The sequence below is a fragment of the Pseudomonas sp. 11/12A genome, from assembly GCF_000800055.1.
GTDB lineage: Bacteria > Pseudomonadota > Gammaproteobacteria > Pseudomonadales > Pseudomonadaceae > Aquipseudomonas > Aquipseudomonas mohnii.
On record NZ_JUGV01000001.1, the window covers coordinates 1,113,818 to 1,132,479 of the forward strand.

The following is an 18,662-nucleotide window of genomic DNA, read 5'->3' on the forward strand; positions in this document are numbered from 1 at the left end:
AACGTCGGACGCTTGCGCGGGAATCGGGGTTGGCTGAGTGCAACCCCTGCCAGTCAATGAGCCGCCTCGGGGGATGAGGCGGTCAGCAGATCATTGCATCTTGCTGTGGTCCATCATCTTGCTGTGATCCATGGTGCCCAGCGCCCTGGCTTCAGCTTCGACGTTGATCGTTTCTTTCTCGCCCTTGGCGTTTTCCACGACCAGGGTCAGCGGCACTTTGCTGCCTTCCTGAACCTGGGCATTCAGGTCCATCAACATGACGTGGTAGCCGCCCGGGTCAAGGCTCACCGGTTTGCCGGCCGGCAGCTCGACGGACTCGACCTGACCCATTTTCATCACGTCGTCTTTCATGCTCATCTGGTGGATTTGCACGGTCTTGGCGACGGGCGACTGTACGCTCAGCAGTTTGCTGTCGGTGTCCGCCTGCAGGGTCATGAAGGCCCCTGTCGAAGGCTGGCCAGCCACCGTCGCGCGGACCCAGGCGTCGTTGACCAGGGTTTGCGCCGATGCTTGCCAGGCCATGCCGATCAGGGACAGGCCCAGGGCCAGTTGTTTAAAACGCTTTGCGTACAACGAAGTCATCAGCAGACCTCCATGACGGTGAGCAGGTCTTCTGCGCACTCTTTTGCGGTAAGGGACGCGGACAGCCCGAGGCGCAAGTTGCCTCTGGAGTCGAAGACGTAGCTGGTCGCGGTGTGGGAGAGGGTGTAGGTGTCGCCGCTCGGGACCTTTTCATAAAACACGCCGAACTCCTTGGCGGTGGCGGCGGTTTCTTCCAGGGTGCCATAGAGCGCCTGGAAGCTCGGGTCGAAGGCCTTGACGTATTTGTCGAGCATTTGCGGGGTATCGCGCTCGGGGTCCAGGGTGATGAAGATCACTTGCAGGCGTTCGCCGTCGCGGCCCATCAGTTTCTTGGCCTGGGCGGCGCGGGCCAGTGTCGTCGGGCACACCGCGGGGCATTGGGTGAAACCGAAGAAGATCATCGGCATCAGGCCACGGTAGCTGCCGAGCATCCGGGTCTCGCCCTGGGCGTCCTTGAGCTTGAAGTTACGCCCCATGATCTTGTCGCTCAGATCCTTGCCGTACTTGAACGACAGCTTGCTGCTGTCATCACAGCCGGCGAGCAGGCCAAGGCTCAGCAGGCCCATGCCTTGAAGGACTGTGCGACGGGTATACAACGTACTCATGGAAAAAAGCTTCCTGTGTCACCACTGAAAAACCACAGTGCCTGACGTATCAGGCGAAAAAAAGCGCGTGGATGTTAACAAACTGTTGCCCTGTGGCGCTCAATCGGTCGCCCGCCGGTCATGCGCCAAATGGTCGCGGCCAGCCGTTCACAACCCGGCTAATCGCGCCTTTGCGGACACAGTGCAGATGCACCCGCGTGCGCGATTGATGGTCGGAGAGCCCGATGACGACAACGACTCAATGGTTTTAACGGGCGGGCACTAGCCGATGGATTCGGCGTGTTCGTCTACTTCTTTTTTGCGGTGCCTTCAGTGTTGGACATTTGAGTCAAGCTCAAATGCCGGGGTGTGTTCGGCTATATAACGAGCCCGCTCTAAGCGAGATAAGGTATCTGTTTGTATAAGCCCGAATTGTTGCAGGAATTGATAATTACTTTCACGGGAAACCGGATCAATGTTTCGGTGCGAAAGTGTTATAAGTTTTTCGCCTTAGGGCCTGCCATGTAATAAAAATAAACCGTTATAAAACGGTGTATCACTCTGCGCATTCAAAAGATTGCGACTTAGAGCCTTTTTTTCTTATCTGCCATTGACTTACGACTGTTCGCTTTTGACGGCCCGACTTCAGGGGATGCCCTGCTTTCTGCGCATTGAGAGACGAGGCAGTTCTATTAAAAAACAGGGGAACGAACAATGTCTTTGAAGTGGAATTTGGTGGCGCTGGCTGTTTCACTGGGTGTTAGTCAACTAGCGTCGGCCGCTGGTGTGGAAGACCAAGCGACTGCCAAGGGGTTTGTTGAAGGCAGCAGTTTGAACCTCCTACTTCGCAACTTTTATTTTGATCGTGACGGTAAAAATACGGCGGGCGACAAACAGGACTGGTTGCAAGTGACACAAGGCAACTTCACTTCCGGCTTCACCCAAGGCACCGTCGGCTTTGGTGTGGATGCTTACGGGTATTGGGGGGTGAAGCTGGACGGTGGCAAAGGCAATGCGGATTCCGGCAACTTGCCGGTCGACAGCAACGGGCGGCCGAAGGATGACTTCAGCAGCGCAGGCGCGTCGATCAAGGCCCGGTTCTCCAAGACTGAACTGCACTATGGCAACTTGCAGCCCAACAACCCGGTCCTGGCCACGGCGGGTACGCGCGCCACGCCTCAAACGGCGACCGGTTTCAACCTGTTGAGCAGCGAAATCGAAGGGTTGAACCTCGACGCCGGGCACTTCACCGCCAGTAACGGTTCGACCACAACCAACAATAGCCATGACCTGTATGCCGGTTATGCAAACGTGGCGGCCAAGAGTATTGACTACCTCGGCGGCAAGTACACGCTGACCGATAACTTGTCCATGAGCTTGTTTGCGTCGGACCTCAAAGACGTCTGGCACCAATACTATGGCAATGCCAACTACACGATCCCGTTCACTGCCGATCAGTCACTGAACCTGGACTTCAATATCTACCGCACCCTCGATTCCGGTCAGTCCAAAGCCGGCGCCATCGACAACACCACCTGGTCGATGGCTGCGGCGTACTCTTTCCTGAGTGCTCACACCGTCACGCTGGCATTCCAGAAAGTTCACGGCGACACGCCGTTTGACTATGTGGCCGTTGGTAATAACAAGTCGGGTGATTTGGCCGACTCTATCTTCCTGGCCAACTCGGTTCAGTACTCTGACTTTAACGGCCCTGGCGAAAAATCCTGGCAGGCCCGTTACGACCTGAACATGGCGGCCTATGGCGTGCCGGGGCTGAGCTTTATGACGCGCTACCTGAACGGTGACAATATCGACGGCACCCACATGCCGGTCGGCAGCGCCTACCAGGCCTATGGTTATGGCTCTGACGGCAAGCACCACGAAACCAACTTCGAAGCCAAATACGTGGTGCAGACCGGTCCAGCCAAAGACTTGTCGATGCGGGTGCGTCAAGCCTGGCACCGCGGTAACGCCGATCAGGCGGAAGGGGATTACAACGAAACCCGTCTGATCGTGGATTACCCGATCTCGATTTTCTAAGCGCAAGACCGCCGGTCAGGCCCGAAGGGCGCACCGCGTTGACGGCCAGTTTCAGCCCTGCTGAAGCTGGCCGTTTTGTTTACATAAAGCGCTTCCCTGGATGCACTTTTAAAGCGCCCTGGCGGGCGACGTGCACCAGTGCGAGGCGATTTGTCGGGTGTTTCAGCGTCATGTATCACCCGCCGTCGGAACGCTTCCATCCTGCCGGGAACGCCTCTGACCCAACCTCGCAAGGCCATTTCCATCGCGTGATGGACCCGTTTCGCGTGTCGCGCAAAGCATCCGTCACCCACTGGCACAAAGGCTGCATTAATCCCCTCAAGTCCATCTGAAAAAGAGGGACAGCCCTCTCGGTCAACGACGATCGACTGGCCGCACAGGTCGTGGGCTACATCGGTGGATCAGGCATAGCCGTCTGGTTTCAACACCGCAAAAGAACAGGCAAAGACGCCTGGAACCGCAAGGTTTCAGGCGTTTTTTTTTGCTTTTTTTTACCGTGATTGGCTTTGGCAGGTGTCGTTTATGAATTCCAATGTAGCCACGTTGAACAAGCTGCAAACGCTGGTCGTGATCGGCAACGGCATGGTCGGACATCATTGTGTGGAACAGTTGATCGAGCGCGGAGCCCTTGATCGCTATCGCTTGCACGTCTTCAGCGAAGAGCCGATGCGCGCTTACGACCGTGTGCACCTTTCCGAATACTTCTCCGGCCGCGACGCCGAGTCGTTGGCGCTGAGCGATGCATCGTTGTACCAGACGCCCGGCGTCACCCTGAACCTGGGGGTGCCGGTGTTGGAAATCGACCGCGAGCGTCGTCAGGTCATCACCGCGCAAGGGTGTGTCAGCTACGACAAACTGGTCCTGGCCACCGGCTCCTACCCGTTTGTGCCGCCGATTGAAGGCGCTGAAGGCGACTCGCGCCTGGTCTATCGCACCCTCGAAGACCTCGATGCCATTCGAGCGGCGGCGGCCAATGCCCGGCGGGGCGTCGTGGTCGGCGGTGGCCTGCTCGGTCTGGAAGCGGCCAATGCGCTCAAGCGCCTGGGCCTTGAAGCCCACGTCGTGGAGTTCGCCCCGCGCCTGATGCCGGTGCAACTGGACGATCTGGGTGGCCTGGCGCTCAAGGCACAAATCGAACGCCTGGGCGTCGGCGTGCACCTGTCCCGCGCCACGCAATCGATCAGCGCCGGTGAGGACTATCGCTATCGGATGAATTTTGCCAACGACGAATTCCTCGAAACCGACCTGGTGGTGTTCTCCGCCGGTATTCGCGCCCAGGATGCGCTGGCTCGCCAATGTGCGCTGGAGATCGGCCCTCGCGGTGGCGTGGTGATCGACGACACCTGCTTGAGCTGCGACCCGAACATCTACGCCATCGGCGAGTGCGCATCGTGGAATGGCAGCCTGTTCGGCCTGGTCGCGCCCGGCTATCAGATGGCGCGCAGCGTCGCCGCGCGGCTGTGCGATGACGTGGCCGAGCCGTTCCAGGGCGCCGACATGTCGACCAAGCTCAAACTGCTGGGCGTCGACGTCGGCTCCATCGGCGACGCCCACGCGAATACACCGGGTGCCCGCAGCTATCAGTTCATCGACGAGACGAGCGCCGGCTACCGGCGCCTGGTGGTGGACGCCACCGGCAAGCGCGTGCTTGGTGCGGTGCTGATCGGCGACAACAGCTTCTACGACACCCTGCTGCAATACATGCAGAACGCGATTGCCTTGCCGTCCGAACCGGCCGCGCTGATCCTGCCGTCGTCCGAAGGCGCGCCGACCCTGGGGCCGGGCGCCTTGCCGGAAGCGGCGACGATCTGCTCTTGCCACAACGTGACCAAGGGCGCCATCTGCTCGGCCATCGACGGCGGTTGCACCGACCTGGGTCTGCTCAAGTCACAGACCAAGGCCTGTACCGGCTGCGGCGGTTGCGCCGGTCTGCTCAAGCAAGTGTTCGAGCATGAGTTGACCGCCCGGGGCGTCAGTGTCGACAAGAGCCTGTGCGAGCACTTCGCCTACACCCGCCAGAAGCTGTATGCGCTGGTTCGGGTGGAAGGGCTCATCACCTTCGACGAACTGCTGGCCAGACATGGCCGGGGTCACACCGGTTGCGACGTGTGCAAGCCGGCCGTGGGCTCGATCCTCGCCTCGTGCTGGAACCAGCCGATCATGGACCCGTCGCTGGTGCCGTTGCAGGACACCAACGACACCTTCATGGCCAACATGCAGAAGAACGGCACCTATTCGGTGGTGCCGCGCATTCCCGGTGGCGAGATCACGGCCGACAAGCTGATTGCCATAGGCGTGGTCGCGAAGAAATACGACCTCTACACCAAGATCACCGGCGGCCAGCGCATCGACCTGTTCGGCGCCCAGTTGCATGAGCTGCCGGACATCTGGGCCGAGTTGATCGAAGCCGGTTTCGAAACCGGGCACGCCTACGGCAAATCGACCCGTACGGTGAAATCTTGCGTCGGCAGCACCTGGTGCCGCTACGGCGTGCAGGACAGCGTGCAAATGGCCCTGACCCTCGAGGATCGCTACAAGGGCCTGCGTTCGCCGCACAAGCTCAAGTTCGCCGTCTCCGGTTGCACCCGCGAGTGCGCCGAGGCGCAAAGCAAGGACGTCGGCGTGATTGCCACCGAGAAAGGCTGGAACCTCTACATCGCCGGCAACGGAGGCATGCGTCCACGCCACGCCGAGCTGTTCGCCACCGACCTGGACGACGCGACCCTGATCCGCTACATCGACCGCTTCCTGATGTTCTACATCCGCACCGCCGACAAACTGCAGCGCACCTCGGTCTGGCGCGAAAGCCTGGAGGGCGGCCTGGATTACCTCAAGGACGTGATCCTTCACGACAGCCTGGGCCTGGGCGCCGAACTGGAGTCGCAGATGCAGCTGGTGGTCAACCGCTATGAATGCGAGTGGGCCAACGCCCTCAAGGACCCGGAAAAGCTCAAGCGCTTCCGCACCTTCGTCAACGATAAACGCCCGGACCCGGACATTCACTTTGTTCAGGAACGTGGTCAACGCCGGCCGATCATGGCGGCCGAACTCAACCTGATCCCTGTTACCGAGGAGACTGTCTGATGACTCAGTCCAATACCCAACGCCTTGAAACCGGTGCGTCAGCCGTCTGGCAATCGGTGTGCAGCCAACAGGATCTGGTGAATGACTCCGGTGTGGTGGTGTGGCTGGACGGCGCGCAGGTGGCGCTGTTCTACCTGCCGGGCGTCGAGGGCAAAAACCTCTACGCCATCGACAATCACGACCCGCAATCGGGGGCCAATGTCATCGGCCGCGGTCTGGTCGGCAGCCTCAAGGGCGATCTGGTGGTGGCGTCACCGATCTACAAGCAGCATTTTCGCCTGGAGGACGGCACCTGCCTGGAGTACCCGCAACAGCGTCTGCGGGTCTGGCCGGTGCGGTTGAATGATGGGGTCGTGGAGGTCGGGGTGGCCTGACAACACCTTTTTGTAGGGGCTGCGGTGCGGCGATCCGACTTGCCAGCGAAGACTGCAGCATATTCACCATCAATGTTGGCAGAGCCGACGCTTTCGCTGGCAAGCCAGCTCCCACAGGGTCATTGGTCGAACCGGAAATCCGGGGCACAGGGAGGCTTTAGAGGTATTTGTCCGTGACGGCGCCTTCAGAGGCGCTGGACACGGTCTTCGCGTACTTGGCCAGCACCCCGCGTGTGTACTTCGACTCCGGTCGCACCCAACGGCTCTTGCGTTCGGCCAGTTCGGCATCGGACACATCGACCGTGATCTGTCGGGTTTCGGCGTCGATGGTGATGTTGTCACCGTTTTCGATCAGCGCAATCGGTCCGCCGTCAAACGCTTCGGGCGTGATATGCCCCACGACAAAACCGTGTGAGCCGCCGGAGAAACGGCCGTCGGTGATCAGCGCCACCTCCTTGCCCAATCCCTTGCCCATCACCGCCGAGGTCGGCGAGAGCATTTCGCGCATGCCCGGCCCGCCCTTGGGGCCTTCGTAACGGATCACGATCACTTCGCCCGGTTGCACTTCACCGTTGAGGATGCCCGCCAGCGCATCTTCTTCGCCGTGGTAGACCCGTGCCGTGCCTTCAAAGCGCAGGCCTTCCTTGCCGGTGATCTTGGCCACGGCACCGGTGGGCGAGAGATTGCCGCGCAGGATCACCAGGTGCGAGTCCTTCTTGATCGGTTGGTCGAAGGGCAGGATCACGTCCTGGCCGGCCGGGTAGTCGGGGACGTGCGCGAGGTTTTCGGCCAGGGTCTTGCCGGTGACGGTCAGCACATCACCATGCAGCATCCCGGCTGCCAGCATGCGTTTCATCAAGGGTTGAATGCCGCCGATGGCCACCAGTTCGCTCATCATGTATTTGCCGCTGGGGCGCAGGTCGGCGACCACGGGAGAAACCTTGCCCAGCTCGACGAAGTCATCGAGGGTCAGTTCGACATCGACCGCATGGGCCATGGCCAACAGGTGCAACACGGCGTTGGTCGAGCCGGCGAGGGCGATCACCACGCGGATGGCATTTTCGAAGGCCTTGCGGGTCATGATGTCGCGCGGTTTGAGGTCAAGCTTGAGCAGTTCCATGACCTGCTGGCCGGCCCGGAAACTGTCCGAAGCCTTGTCGCCGCCGATGGCGTCCTGGGAGCTGGAACCGGGCAGGCTCATGCCCAGCGCCTCGATGGCCGACGCCATGGTGTTGGCGGTGTACATGCCGCCGCAGGAACCGGGGCCAGGAATGGCCACTTCCTCGATCTGTTTGACCTGGATCTCGCTGATGTCGCCGCGCGCGTGCTGGCCCACGGCCTCGAACACGGAAATGATGTCGGTGTGTCCGGCACCGGGGCGGATGGTGCCGCCATAGACGAAGATCGACGGCCGGTTCAGCCGCGCCATGCCGATCAGGCAGCCCGGCATGTTTTTGTCGCAACCGCCCAGGGTCACCAGTCCGTCGAAGCCTTCGCAACCGGCCACCACCTCGATGGAGTCGGCAATCACCTCACGGGAGACCAGCGAATATTTCATGCCTTCGGTGCCGTTGGCGATGCCGTCGGAAATGGTGATGGTGTTGAAAATCACGCCCTTGGCACCGGCTGCATTCGCGCCTTTTTCGGCTTCGATCGCGAGTTTGTCGATGTGCATGTTGCAAGGTGTGACCATAGCCCAGGTGGAGGCAATGCCGATTTGCGGTTTCTTGAAGTCTTCGTCGGTGAAGCCCACTGCACGGAGCATGGCGCGGGCGGGTGCGGCCTCCACGCCGTCGATGACTTGAGAGGAGTGTTTGCGCAGATCGTCTTTATCGTTCATGGGCGGTTCCTCACAGGCTCAACGGATGACCAGTGAGTATAGTCACCCCTGCACCGCAAGCCTGGCGCCTGCAGATCCATCAACCGCGGGTTTGTCATGTCGTGATATTCTTCGCGCCAACTTGGTTTGACCTATTCAGTTTTCCTGTCCTTGAGACAGGCGAACGGAATCACTGTCGCTCAAGTAGCTGAAGCCAAAAAAGATAAAAAGTCAGTTCAGAAGGGACATATAACTGGGGTCGATACAGTCGGCCTTGTGTGCCCACCCTCCGGATGTCATGCGCGAGAACCTGCGGCAGCCTGCCTGAATGCCGAGAACCAAGGCTCGTGAGTGAAGCTGGAAGGGCGGATTGCGTTTTATCATAGGTGCTACAGATGTTTAAAAAAGTGAACACGGCCCTGCTGGGGCTGGCCCTGTCGTTGGGGATGACGACGGCCCAGGCCGAAGAAGCCAGGAAAGTCGACGTGCTGCTGATTGGTGGCGGCATCATGAGTGCGACCCTTGGCGTCTGGCTCAATGAGCTGGAACCCGGCACCTCGATGGAAATGATCGAGCGTCTCGATGGCGTCGCCCTGGAGAGCTCCAACGGCTGGAACAACGCCGGTACCGGTCACTCCGCCCTGGCCGAATTGAACTACACCCCGGAAGACGAGAACGGCAAAGTCTCGATCCCGAAAGCCGTTGAAATCAACGAAGCTTTCCAGATCTCCCGTCAGTTCTGGGCCTGGCAGGTTCAGCAAGGCGTGCTGAAAAACCCGCGTTCGTTCATCAACTCCACGCCGCACATGAGCTTTGTGTGGGGCGATGACAACATCAAGTTCCTGAAAAAGCGCTATGAAGCCCTGCAAGCGAGCCCGCTGTTCGCCGGCATGCAGTACTCCGAAGACCCGGCGGTGATCAAGAAGTGGGTTCCGCTGATGATGGAAGGGCGTGACCCGAACCAGAAAGTCGCGGCCACCTGGTCTCCGATCGGCACCGATGTGAACTTCGGCGAAATCACGCGTCAATTCGTTGCTCACCTGCAAACCACGCCGAAATTCGACTTGAAGCTGTCCAGCGAAGTGCAGGACATCACCAAGAACGCAGATGGCAGCTGGCGCGTCAGCTACAAAAACCTCAAAGACGGCAGCAAATCCGAAACCGACGCCAAATTCGTGTTCATCGGCGCTGGCGGCGGTGCCCTGCACCTGCTGCAGAAGTCCGGCATTCCTGAAGCCAGGGAATACGCAGGCTTCCCGGTGGGTGGCTCGTTCCTGGTGACCGAAAACCCGGCCATCGCCGAGCAACACCTGGCCAAGGCCTACGGCAAAGCCTCCGTTGGCGCACCGCCGATGTCGGTTCCGCACCTGGACACCCGCGTGCTGGACGGCAAGCGCGTGATCCTGTTTGGCCCGTTCGCGACCTTCTCGACCAAGTTCCTCAAGGAAGGTTCGTACCTGGACCTGCTGACCACCACGACCACGCACAACGTGTGGCCAATGACCAAGGTCGGCATCAAGGAATACCCGCTGGTGGAGTACCTGGCCGGTCAGTTGATGCTGTCGGATGAAGACCGCCTCAATGCCCTGAAGGAATACTTCCCGAACGCCAAGGCTGAAGACTGGCGCCTGTGGCAAGCGGGCCAGCGCGTGCAGATCATCAAGCGTGATGAAGCCGCCGGTGGCGTACTGAAGCTGGGCACCGAGATCGTCGCTTCCCAGGACGGCACCATCGCCGGCCTGCTGGGCGCATCGCCAGGCGCTTCGACCGCTGCACCGATCATGCTGTCGGTACTGCAGAAAGTCTTCAAGGACAAGGTCGCGACCCCGGCCTGGCAAGAGAAGCTGCACCAGATCGTGCCGAGCTACGGCACTGCGCTCAATGCCAGCCCCGAGAAAGTGGCGCAAGAGTGGGCCTACACCGCCAAGGTGCTGGAACTGACTCCGCCACCAGTGATCGGTCAGGTTGCTGCTCCGGCTGTCGAGGCTGAAAAGCCGAAGGCGCCAAAGGAGAACGCCTCGACGGATATGGCGTTGTAATCCGCAGGTCCCATCGTTGTGAACGGGACGCCCGGATGAGCTGATCCGCGATAAAGAAAGCCCGCTGACCCGGTGACGGTCAGCGGGCTTTTTTTTGGGTTTTTAATGACATGCGGCAGGGCAAAACCTGTAGGAGCTGGCCTGTCGGGTCGCCGCATCGCAGCGATGGTCGTTAACGATAACGCGTGTGGCCTGGTTAAACGCGGCGCACTGGCGTCCATCGCCAGCAAGCGGGCTCCCGCAGGTTGTGCGTTTGCCGGGCTCGCGTGCAGGGCCTTTCCTGGGCGGATTTTGATCTGATCCGTATTTTTCTGCGCTTTCTGCCTCTGTAACGTACTCAGCTGGCGCGCCACAATAACGGTACGGTCGGCAGTCGCCACCGTGATTGCACCGTACTTTCAAGCGGGAGGAAGACTTATGGGCAAGATGGCATTTTTTCTCGGTGGCTTTCTGATACTGACGATCCTGATCGGCGTGCTGGCCACTATTTCACCGGTTTAACGCTGCCAGGTCGTGACCCCTGCCTTGATCTTGAATATCGCAATATAAAAAGGTATACAGCGATCACATGCGCGGTCTTAAACAAGGAATGACTCATGACCATGGCCCTGAGCGGTAAAGAAGCGGTAGGCGAACGTTACGAACTGGAATCGATGCGCCATGCGCAGCAAATGACCTGGAAGGCGATCGATCAGATTGCCCGCGTCATCACTCCGGGCATGCGCGAGTCCGAGGCGCAGTTGCTCGGCAAGCAGGTGTTGTCCGAACTGGGCATGGATCGAATCTGGCATCCACTGCTGGTGCGCTTCGGTGCCAATACGCTCAAGACGTTCAAGCAGCGTTCCGATGGCGACCCGCAATTGGGCGAAGAGGACATTTTCTTCATCGACATGGGCGTGGTCTGGCAGGGCCACGAAGGGGATGCCGGCGCAACATTCACCACCGGTTCCGATCCGCAAATGATCGCCTGTGCGGCGGCGGCCAAGGATCTGTTTGACCGGGTCAAAAGCTTTTGGCGCAGCGAGCGGGTGTCCGGCGTGGCGCTTTATGACTATGCCGCCGCTCAGGCAACGGCCATGGGCTGGAGGCTCAATCTGGACATCAAGGGTCACCGGGTCAGCGATTTTCCCCATGCGATCTACCGGGGTGGCGACCTCGGGGATCTGGATCAATGCCCGAATACCGGCCTGTGGATTCTGGAAATCCAGATCGCCCATCCCGAGCGTCCCTTCGGCGCGTTCTATGAGGATTTGCTGATTTGACCGTCGAGTGAAGCGGCGTCCCGGGAAATTGCGCTATTGTCGCTGGCCAGCACTGGAGCGATTTACAAGGGACGAAGCACATGACATTGACTGTCGAAAGCCTGGTCAGCATCGCAATGACCAACCCCATCAACGCTCAATTGACCGCACGTTTGCCTGCACTGGGTTTGTCCGAGTGCATGCTCACGGCCGGTTGCCTGTTCCAGGCTGTATGGAACCATCAGGCGCAGTGGCCGGCCGCATGGGGTGTGAAGGACTATGACGTCTTCTACTTCGACGAGGATCTGTCCTGGGAGGCCGAGAATGAGGTCATTCAGTGCGCGCAGCGCCTGTTCCGGGACCTGGACGCCACCGTCGAGATCAGGAACCAGGCTCGCGTGCACCTGTGGTACGGCCAGCGGTTTGGCGGTGCCTATCCTCAGCTTCAGTCGGCCAGGGACGGAATCGATCGCTACCTGATCGCCGGCACCTGCATCGGTCTGGATGTTGAAACCGGCGAGCTCTATGCACCCAACGGCCTGGCCGACACCGAGCACGGCCTGCTGCGTATCAATCGCAAGAATCCCAAGCCGGAGCTGTTCGCGCAGAAGGCGAAAAGTTATCAGGCGCGCTGGCCCTGGCTCAGGATCGTTGAACCTGATATGCCGTGACCCTTTGCGCAGGCGAGAAGCGCTGGCAGCGTCTCCATCGAGCCTCTGCCGGCGACTTCAGATCCGCGCCAGCGCCTGAGCCAGATCCCCACGCAGGTCTTCGACATCTTCGACCCCCACGGACAAGCGCACCAGCGCATCGCCGATACCCAACTGTGCACGGGTGTCGGCGGGGATGGTGGCGTGGGTCATGATCGCCGGGTGCTCGATCAGGCTTTCCACACCCCCCAGGCTTTCGGCCAGGGCAAAGATCCGGACGTTTTCGAGGAACCGCCTGGAACCGGCCAGGTCGGTGTTGAGGTCGAGCGAAATCATCCCGCCGTAACCGCGCATTTGTCGTCGCGCCAGTTCGTGCTGCGGATGCGATGCCAGGCCCGGATAGTAGACGCGCGCAACCTGCGGTTGGCGCTCCAGCCATTGCGCCAGCTCCAGCGCATTGCTGCAGTGACGTTCCATGCGCAGCGCCAGGGTCTTGACGCCGCGCAGGGTGAGAAAGGCGTCGAACGGGCCGGCAATCGCGCCCACTGCGTTCTGCAGGAAGCCCAGGCGCTCGGCCAGTTCGGCGTTCTGCCCGACCACGGCGATGCCACCAATCACGTCGGAGTGGCCGTTGAGGTACTTGGTCGTCGAGTGCAGCACGATGTCGAAACCCAGCTCCAGCGGGCGCTGGATATACGGGCTGGCAAAGGTGTTGTCGGCCACGCAGATAATGCCCCGTGCACGGCAGATTCGGGCGATGGCGGCGAGGTCGGACAGGCGCAGCAGGGGATTGCTCGGCGTCTCGACCATGACCATCCGGGTATCGTCTTGCAGTGCCGCCTCGAACGCCGCCAGGTCGGTCAAGTCGACGAAGCTGAAGCGATGCCCGGCGCTGCGCTGGCGCACCTTGTCGAACAGGCGGAAGGTCCCGCCGTACAAATCATTGCCCGAGACCACGTGCGAGCCGGCGTCGAGCAGCTCCAGCACGGTGGAGATCGTTGCCAGCCCGGACGCGAAAGCGAAGGCCTGGGTGCCCCCTTCGAGATCGGCCACGCAACGCTCCAGTGCCCAGCGCGTCGGGTTGTGCGAGCGTCCGTAGTCGAGGCCTTTGTGCACGCCGGGGCTTTGCTGCAAATAGGTGGAGTTGGCGTAAATGGGTGGCATCAGCGCCCCGGTGGAAGGGTCCGGCGCCTGTCCCGCGTGGATCACCCGGGTGGCGAAGCCCTGTGGCGCGGCGTCTTTATCGTGCTGACTCATGCTAGGGATCTCCGTAAGTGATTGAGCATGTCGAACCGGGTAATCAGGCCATGAAAGCCCGACGCGTCGGCGATGATGGCCACCAGGCCGCGGTCGAGCTCTGCTTGCAGCTCGGCCAGGCTGGCGCCGGGCGGCAGGGTTTGCAGTTTGTCGGTCATCGCGCCGGCCACGGTCAGGCGAAATTGCGAAGCGTCCTGGTGCACACGCAGCAGAATGTCGGACTCGTCGATCACCCCGATCAGCCGCTGGCCATCGACCAGCACCGGCAGTTGCGACACATCCGCCAGGCGCATGCGCTGGAAGGCGGTGAGCAGGGTGTCATCTGGGCCGACGCTGATCACCCGGCCATCTTCGAAACGCCGCGCGATCACGTCGCGCAGGTCGCCGTAGCGCTTGCTCTGCAGCAGGCCCTGATCGGACATCCACTGGTCGTTGTAGACCTTCGACAGGTAGCGGGTGCCGGTGTCACAGACGAAGCTGACCACCCGTTTCGGCTCGGTCTGCTCGCGGCAGTATCGCAGCGCCGCGGCCAGCAACGTACCGGTCGAGGAGCCGCCGAGGATGCCTTCGGCGCGCAGCAGTTGCCGGGCATGATCGAAGCTTTCCTCGTCGCTGATCGAATAGGCGTGGCGCACGCTGGAAAGGTCGGCAATCGACGGAATGAAGTCTTCGCCGATGCCTTCCACCGCCCAGGAGCCGGGCGTCGGCAGGGTGCCATCGCGGCTGTACTGGGCCATCACTGAACCGACCGGGTCAGCCAGCACCATCTCCAGGTCCGGCTGCACCCGTTTGAAGAAGCGCGTCAGCCCGGTCAGCGTGCCGGCGGAACCGACGCCGACCACAATGGCGTCTACATCATGCTGGGTCTGCGCCCAGATCTCCGGGGCGGTGCTGCACTCGTGGGCCAGCGGGTTGGCCGGGTTGTTGAACTGGTCGGCGAAGAAGGCGTCGGGAATGTCCTGTGCCAGCCGCGCGGCGACGTCCTGGTAGTACTCGGGATGGCCCTTGCCGACGTCGGAGCGGGTGATGTGCACTTCGGCGCCCATGGCCTTGAGGTGCAAGACTTTTTCCGTGGACATTTTGTCCGGCACCACCAGCACCACCCGATATCCCTTGGCGCGACCGACCAGGGCCAGGCCGAGACCGGTATTGCCGGCGGTGGCTTCAACGATGGTGCCACCGGGCTGCAGGCGACCATCGCGTTCGGCGGTATCGATCATCGCCAGCCCAATACGGTCCTTGATCGACCCACCGGGGTTCTGCGATTCAAGCTTGAGGAACAGGGTGCACGGGCCGGTATCGAAACGGCTGACACGCACCAGCGGCGTGTTGCCGATCAGTTCGAGGACGGCGGGGCGGGAGTCGTTTGGCATGTCGTCACCTCCTGTGGAAATTCGCACTGGAAAGACAGAAACCAGCGGCGCGTCATCGCGCCATTTGTGGCAAATCTTCGTTTGGACCATAGGCCGGGAATGCCGGAGCCGCAACCTGAGGCGGCCAGTCGGTCATGTTGTTTGCCAATGCCAAAGGGCCCCGACAGTGGGGGAATTCCCTGAGTTTGGGCAGCTTTTGGGGGGCGGGGAGAGCAGCGCTGCGGCGTGGGTTTTACCGCAGGATTCGTCGTCTACAGGGTTGCCGCGATCATGACCAGGTTCAACGCCTGCATGAACGGCGTGATCGTCGCCAGGCCTGTGGCCTGTAGGGCGATCATGATTATCGCCTGCGCCGGATTCAGCGCCAGAGCGGCCAGCAGCTGAATGTCGGTAGTGACCCGTTCGGCAATGCCGATGGCCGTGGACGCTGCCGAGGTCAGCAATGACAGCGCCGATAACGTCGTCAGGACGATCACTGCCGCCACGGCAAGGATGAACACCGCCACCCATGCTTGCGCCCCCATGACTACCTCCGCTGCCGATTGTGCTGATGCGCACAATCAGCCAAAGCAAGGGACGGGCCAATGCCCGGCAGCGGCTAGCGAAACCGCTGCGCAATGGCCTCGGCAAATGGATAGAGCGAAAAGTAAGGCCGGGCTTCGTCGATGACCCGCTGGAACGACGGCCGCTGGGTCAATCGTTCGAAATACCCCTGCAAGTGCCGGCAGTCCGTGGGAAACGGCAGCAAGGTGCTGGCATAGAAAAGGGCCGGGCAGGCGGCGCAATCGGCCAGGCTGAAGTCCGGGCTGGCCACCCAGGTACGACCGGCCAGCTGGCGTTCGAGCATGCCGTAGGCGGTCATCAGCGCGGCGCGCTCGCGGGTCAGGTCGCCATGGGTCCCACGCAGGCGATCGGCAACGATCTGTTGCATCGGGGTCTGCACATGCAGGTCGAAGAAGCGGTCCCACAGGCGTACCTCCAGCGCGGTGTCCCAATCAGCGGGAATCAGCGGGTGCTGGCCAGCATGGAAGTGGTCCAGGTACTCGATGATGACACTCGACTCCGCCAGGTTGCGCTGGCGCGCGTGATCGCGGATGACCGGGAACTTGCACGGCGGCCAGAGTGCCTGGAGCACTGATCGGTCCGCCTCGTTGGTGAGGTCGATGATTTTCTTTTCGAATTCGATGGCCTGTTCGTAGAGCGCGACCAGCACTTTGTGGCAGTACGACGACAGCGGATGGTAGTAAAGAGTCAGCGGCATCTTTCAGCTCCGGCTTGCAGGGCAACCTTTGCAGTATTGGCCAAGGTCGGACAACACGCTTCTGTCACGCCTCGAAATGCTTGAAGCGTTTCGCAGTGCGCCAGCCGCCAACACCGCCATCCGTCACTTCCCAACCTTGATACCCATGGCCATTCATCGGGCGCGCCCTCGTGCGTGCGGAAGTTGGCGGCGAAAAACCGAATAACGATAAGAAATCACCGGGAACACCCCCCAGGGTATCGGGCAGCGGGCACCTTCAGGAACGTCGGTTTCTCGCTGCGCAATGGCCAGTCGAACACCGAAGGCGGCCGCGACGTTGATCAGAGCCGCTTCTTCGTCAACGACACGCGGTCGCTGTTGTAAGTCTAGGGGGACTTTTTCAGGCGGTACGCCAGCGCGGGCCGGGTCAGACCCAGCAGGCGGGCCGCCTCCGAGACGTTGTGCTGGCTGCGTTCCATGGCTGCCTGAATCAACGCATCCTCCACGCCGTCCAGGCCAATACCGCTGTCGATGATGGTGTCGATCCAGTCCTGGTCGCTGGCAAGCGCCGATTTGACCAGGCGTCCATCGCTGGCCAGGCCAATGCTTTCGGCCAGTTGCGGTGAATGCGGGAAGAGGGCGTCGACGGTGATGCTCTGGTTCTCGTCGGTGATGATCACGCCGCGCTCCATCAGGTTTTCCAGCTCGCGGATATTGCCGGGCCAGTCGTAGTGCAGGCACACCTGCAGCGCCCGGTCCGACAGGCCCAGGGTTTTTTTCTTGTAGCTGGCGTGGAGTTTTTCCAGGAAGTGATCGATCAACAGCGGGATGTCTTCGCGGCGTTCGCGCAAGGCCGGAATGCGCACCGGGAACACGTTCAGGCGGTAGAACAGGTCCGCCCGGAAACGCCCTTGCTTGACCGCGTTTTCCAGGTCTTCGTGGGTCGCGGTGATGACCCGCACGTCGACCTTGCGGGTCTGCGAATCGCCGACCCGTTCCAGCTCCTCTTCCTGCAAGACCCGCAGCAGCGAGGCTTGCGCGCGCGGGGTCAATTCGACGATTTCATCGAGGAACAACGAGCCGCCATTGGCCCGCTCGAAACGCCCCATGCGCGATTGCTGAGCACCGGTGTAGGCGCCTTTTTCCACGCCGAACAATTCGGCTTCGATCAGGTCTGGCGGGATGGCCGCGCAGTTCAGCGCGACAAAGGGCCCGCCGGCCCGTTCGCTGCGCAAGTGCAGGCTCCGGGCGATCACTTCCTTGCCCACGCCGGTCTCGCCCAGCAGCAACACCGAGGCCTTGCCCAAGGCGACCTTGTCGATCAGTGCACAGGTCCTGCGGTACACCGCCGACTGGCCGATGCCGTAGAACTTGCCGGCCTCGATCTGCAAGCGCTGGCGCATGTTGGCCACTTGCACCTGCAGCGCTTGCAGTTCATCGATGATCGGGTCGCTCTGGAAGTAGTGCATGATCTCTTCGGCGTCGTCCCACTGTTCGGCGGGCTTGCCGATGATCCGACAGTGCTCGTCGCCGCAACCGCGGCAACTGACCTCCTTGTAGATGATCTGCCGGCCGAGGAAAAACGAGCTGTAGCTGATGGCATAACCGAGCAGCATCCAGCACACCGGCTGATCGGAGTGGAGGTTCTCGGTCTGGCAGTTTTCCACTTCGAAGGAGTCCTGCCATTCGATATCGGCGTAGAACTGGCCGTTCTCCAGATCGATGTCGATGGTCTGCGGGCGCACGTTGACCATGCCCTTGAGCGAGTGCAATTGCGGGCCGGTGAAGAACATGTCCACATCACTGCCCTGGGGCCGCAACTTGCGCGCCAGCTCCGCATCCTTGAGCCCGGACTGATAGCCCAGGCGCAGGAAAAACCCCTTGGCGCGCTCGACGCCGAGCATCTCGATCAACTCGCGTCTGCACGATGCCATCATCGAAACCTGGATCAACAACATGCGTTGTTCATCCAGCCAGATTTTCCCTTCGCTACCGAGAAAGCGAACCTGGTCGCTCAGATCCTTGAGCGACGGCGGGTGCTGGGTAGCCTTGTACGTGGTGATCATTCAGTGCGCCCCTGATTTGTAGTTATTGGGGTGGCGATGCGGTCCGCCCAGGCTTTTGGCGGATTGTTCCAGGCATCGTAGCGACCGTGGTTTTTCAGGCAAGGCAAGGTCGCTTTTTCTTCTTCTAAGCGGCCTGAAAGCGGACCAAAAGTCAATCGCCGGATGATCGCTCATTTGCTCGAAGGGGCCGGGGGCGATTGATCAAATGATCAATTTGCCGCTGCCGGGGGCTTGCCCCGCAGCCGGTATTGAACCCTGCCCGGTGCTGGGTGCGTTCGTTTAACTGATTGTTTTTAAACAAATAAAAAATCAA

At 60.9% G+C, this 18,662-nt stretch carries 14 protein-coding genes; 6 read left to right on the forward strand and 8 right to left on the reverse strand.

Going from position 1 to position 18,662, the window contains the following annotated elements; all coding sequences use genetic code 11:
* Positions 1-90: 90 nt before the first annotated feature.
* The gene (locus GQ39_RS05235) at positions 91-582 is read right to left on the reverse strand and encodes a copper chaperone PCu(A)C (RefSeq protein WP_047527899.1); all 492 of its coding nucleotides are present in this window, start codon (positions 580-582) and stop codon (positions 91-93) included.
* Complete coding sequence (locus GQ39_RS05240; protein ID WP_047527901.1) at positions 582-1,187, reverse strand: SCO family protein; 606 nt, start codon at positions 1,185-1,187, stop codon at positions 582-584. Before GQ39_RS05240 ends, GQ39_RS05235 begins: the two co-directional genes overlap by 1 nt.
* Positions 1,188-1,880: 693 nt before the next feature.
* Between GQ39_RS05240 and GQ39_RS05245 the strand changes: the two genes are divergently transcribed.
* From GQ39_RS05245 to nirD, 3 genes are all read left to right on the forward strand, one after another.
* On the forward strand, positions 1,881-3,206 hold the full coding sequence (locus GQ39_RS05245; RefSeq protein WP_047527902.1) for an OprD family porin: 1,326 nt from the start codon (positions 1,881-1,883) through the stop codon (positions 3,204-3,206).
* 522 nt (positions 3,207-3,728) lie between these two features.
* Positions 3,729-6,290 (forward strand): nitrite reductase large subunit NirB, encoded by a 2,562-nt coding sequence (nirB, locus tag GQ39_RS05250; protein ID WP_047527903.1) that lies wholly within the window; start codon positions 3,729-3,731, stop codon positions 6,288-6,290.
* On the forward strand, positions 6,290-6,664 hold the full coding sequence (gene nirD, locus GQ39_RS05255; protein WP_047527905.1) for a nitrite reductase small subunit NirD: 375 nt from the start codon (positions 6,290-6,292) through the stop codon (positions 6,662-6,664). Before nirB ends, nirD begins: the two co-directional genes overlap by 1 nt.
* 157 nt (positions 6,665-6,821) lie before the next feature.
* Here the strand turns inward: nirD and ilvD are convergent, their stop codons facing one another.
* Entirely contained in the window at positions 6,822-8,504 is a 1,683-nt protein-coding gene (gene ilvD / locus GQ39_RS05260; RefSeq protein ID WP_047527907.1) for a dihydroxy-acid dehydratase, read from the reverse strand.
* A 374-nt stretch (positions 8,505-8,878) separates the two neighbouring features.
* Between ilvD and mqo the strand changes: the two genes are divergently transcribed.
* From mqo to GQ39_RS05275, 3 genes are all read left to right on the forward strand, one after another.
* Positions 8,879-10,522: a malate dehydrogenase (quinone) gene (mqo, locus tag GQ39_RS05265; protein ID WP_047527910.1), complete on the forward strand. Its 1,644-nt coding sequence runs from the start codon at positions 8,879-8,881 to the stop codon at positions 10,520-10,522.
* 596 nt (positions 10,523-11,118) lie between these two features.
* On the forward strand, positions 11,119-11,784 hold the full coding sequence (locus GQ39_RS05270) for a M24 family metallopeptidase (protein WP_047527911.1): 666 nt from the start codon (positions 11,119-11,121) through the stop codon (positions 11,782-11,784).
* A gap of 80 nt (positions 11,785-11,864) precedes the next feature.
* Entirely contained in the window at positions 11,865-12,434 is a 570-nt protein-coding gene (locus GQ39_RS05275; protein ID WP_047527913.1) for a nucleotidyltransferase family protein, read from the forward strand.
* A gap of 57 nt (positions 12,435-12,491) precedes the next feature.
* On the opposite strand, the gene GQ39_RS05280 is transcribed toward GQ39_RS05275, so the two are convergent.
* The 5 genes from GQ39_RS05280 to GQ39_RS05300 form a co-directional block, all read right to left on the reverse strand.
* Positions 12,492-13,670, reverse strand: a complete 1,179-nt coding sequence (locus GQ39_RS05280; RefSeq protein WP_047527914.1) for a trans-sulfuration enzyme family protein — start codon at positions 13,668-13,670, stop codon at positions 12,492-12,494.
* Positions 13,667-15,043 (reverse strand): pyridoxal-phosphate dependent enzyme, encoded by a 1,377-nt coding sequence (locus GQ39_RS05285; protein WP_047527915.1) that lies wholly within the window; start codon positions 15,041-15,043, stop codon positions 13,667-13,669. The genes GQ39_RS05280 and GQ39_RS05285 overlap by 4 nt, the downstream gene beginning before the upstream one ends.
* Before the next feature lie 251 nt (positions 15,044-15,294).
* Complete coding sequence (locus GQ39_RS05290) at positions 15,295-15,567, reverse strand: hypothetical protein (protein WP_047527917.1); 273 nt, start codon at positions 15,565-15,567, stop codon at positions 15,295-15,297.
* 74 nt (positions 15,568-15,641) lie between these two features.
* Positions 15,642-16,304, reverse strand: a complete 663-nt coding sequence (locus GQ39_RS05295) for a glutathione S-transferase family protein (RefSeq protein ID WP_047527918.1) — start codon at positions 16,302-16,304, stop codon at positions 15,642-15,644.
* Positions 16,305-16,669: 365 nt separating this feature from the next.
* Positions 16,670-18,349 (reverse strand): sigma-54-dependent Fis family transcriptional regulator, encoded by a 1,680-nt coding sequence (locus GQ39_RS05300; RefSeq protein WP_047527920.1) that lies wholly within the window; start codon positions 18,347-18,349, stop codon positions 16,670-16,672.
* Positions 18,350-18,662 lie beyond the last annotated feature (313 nt).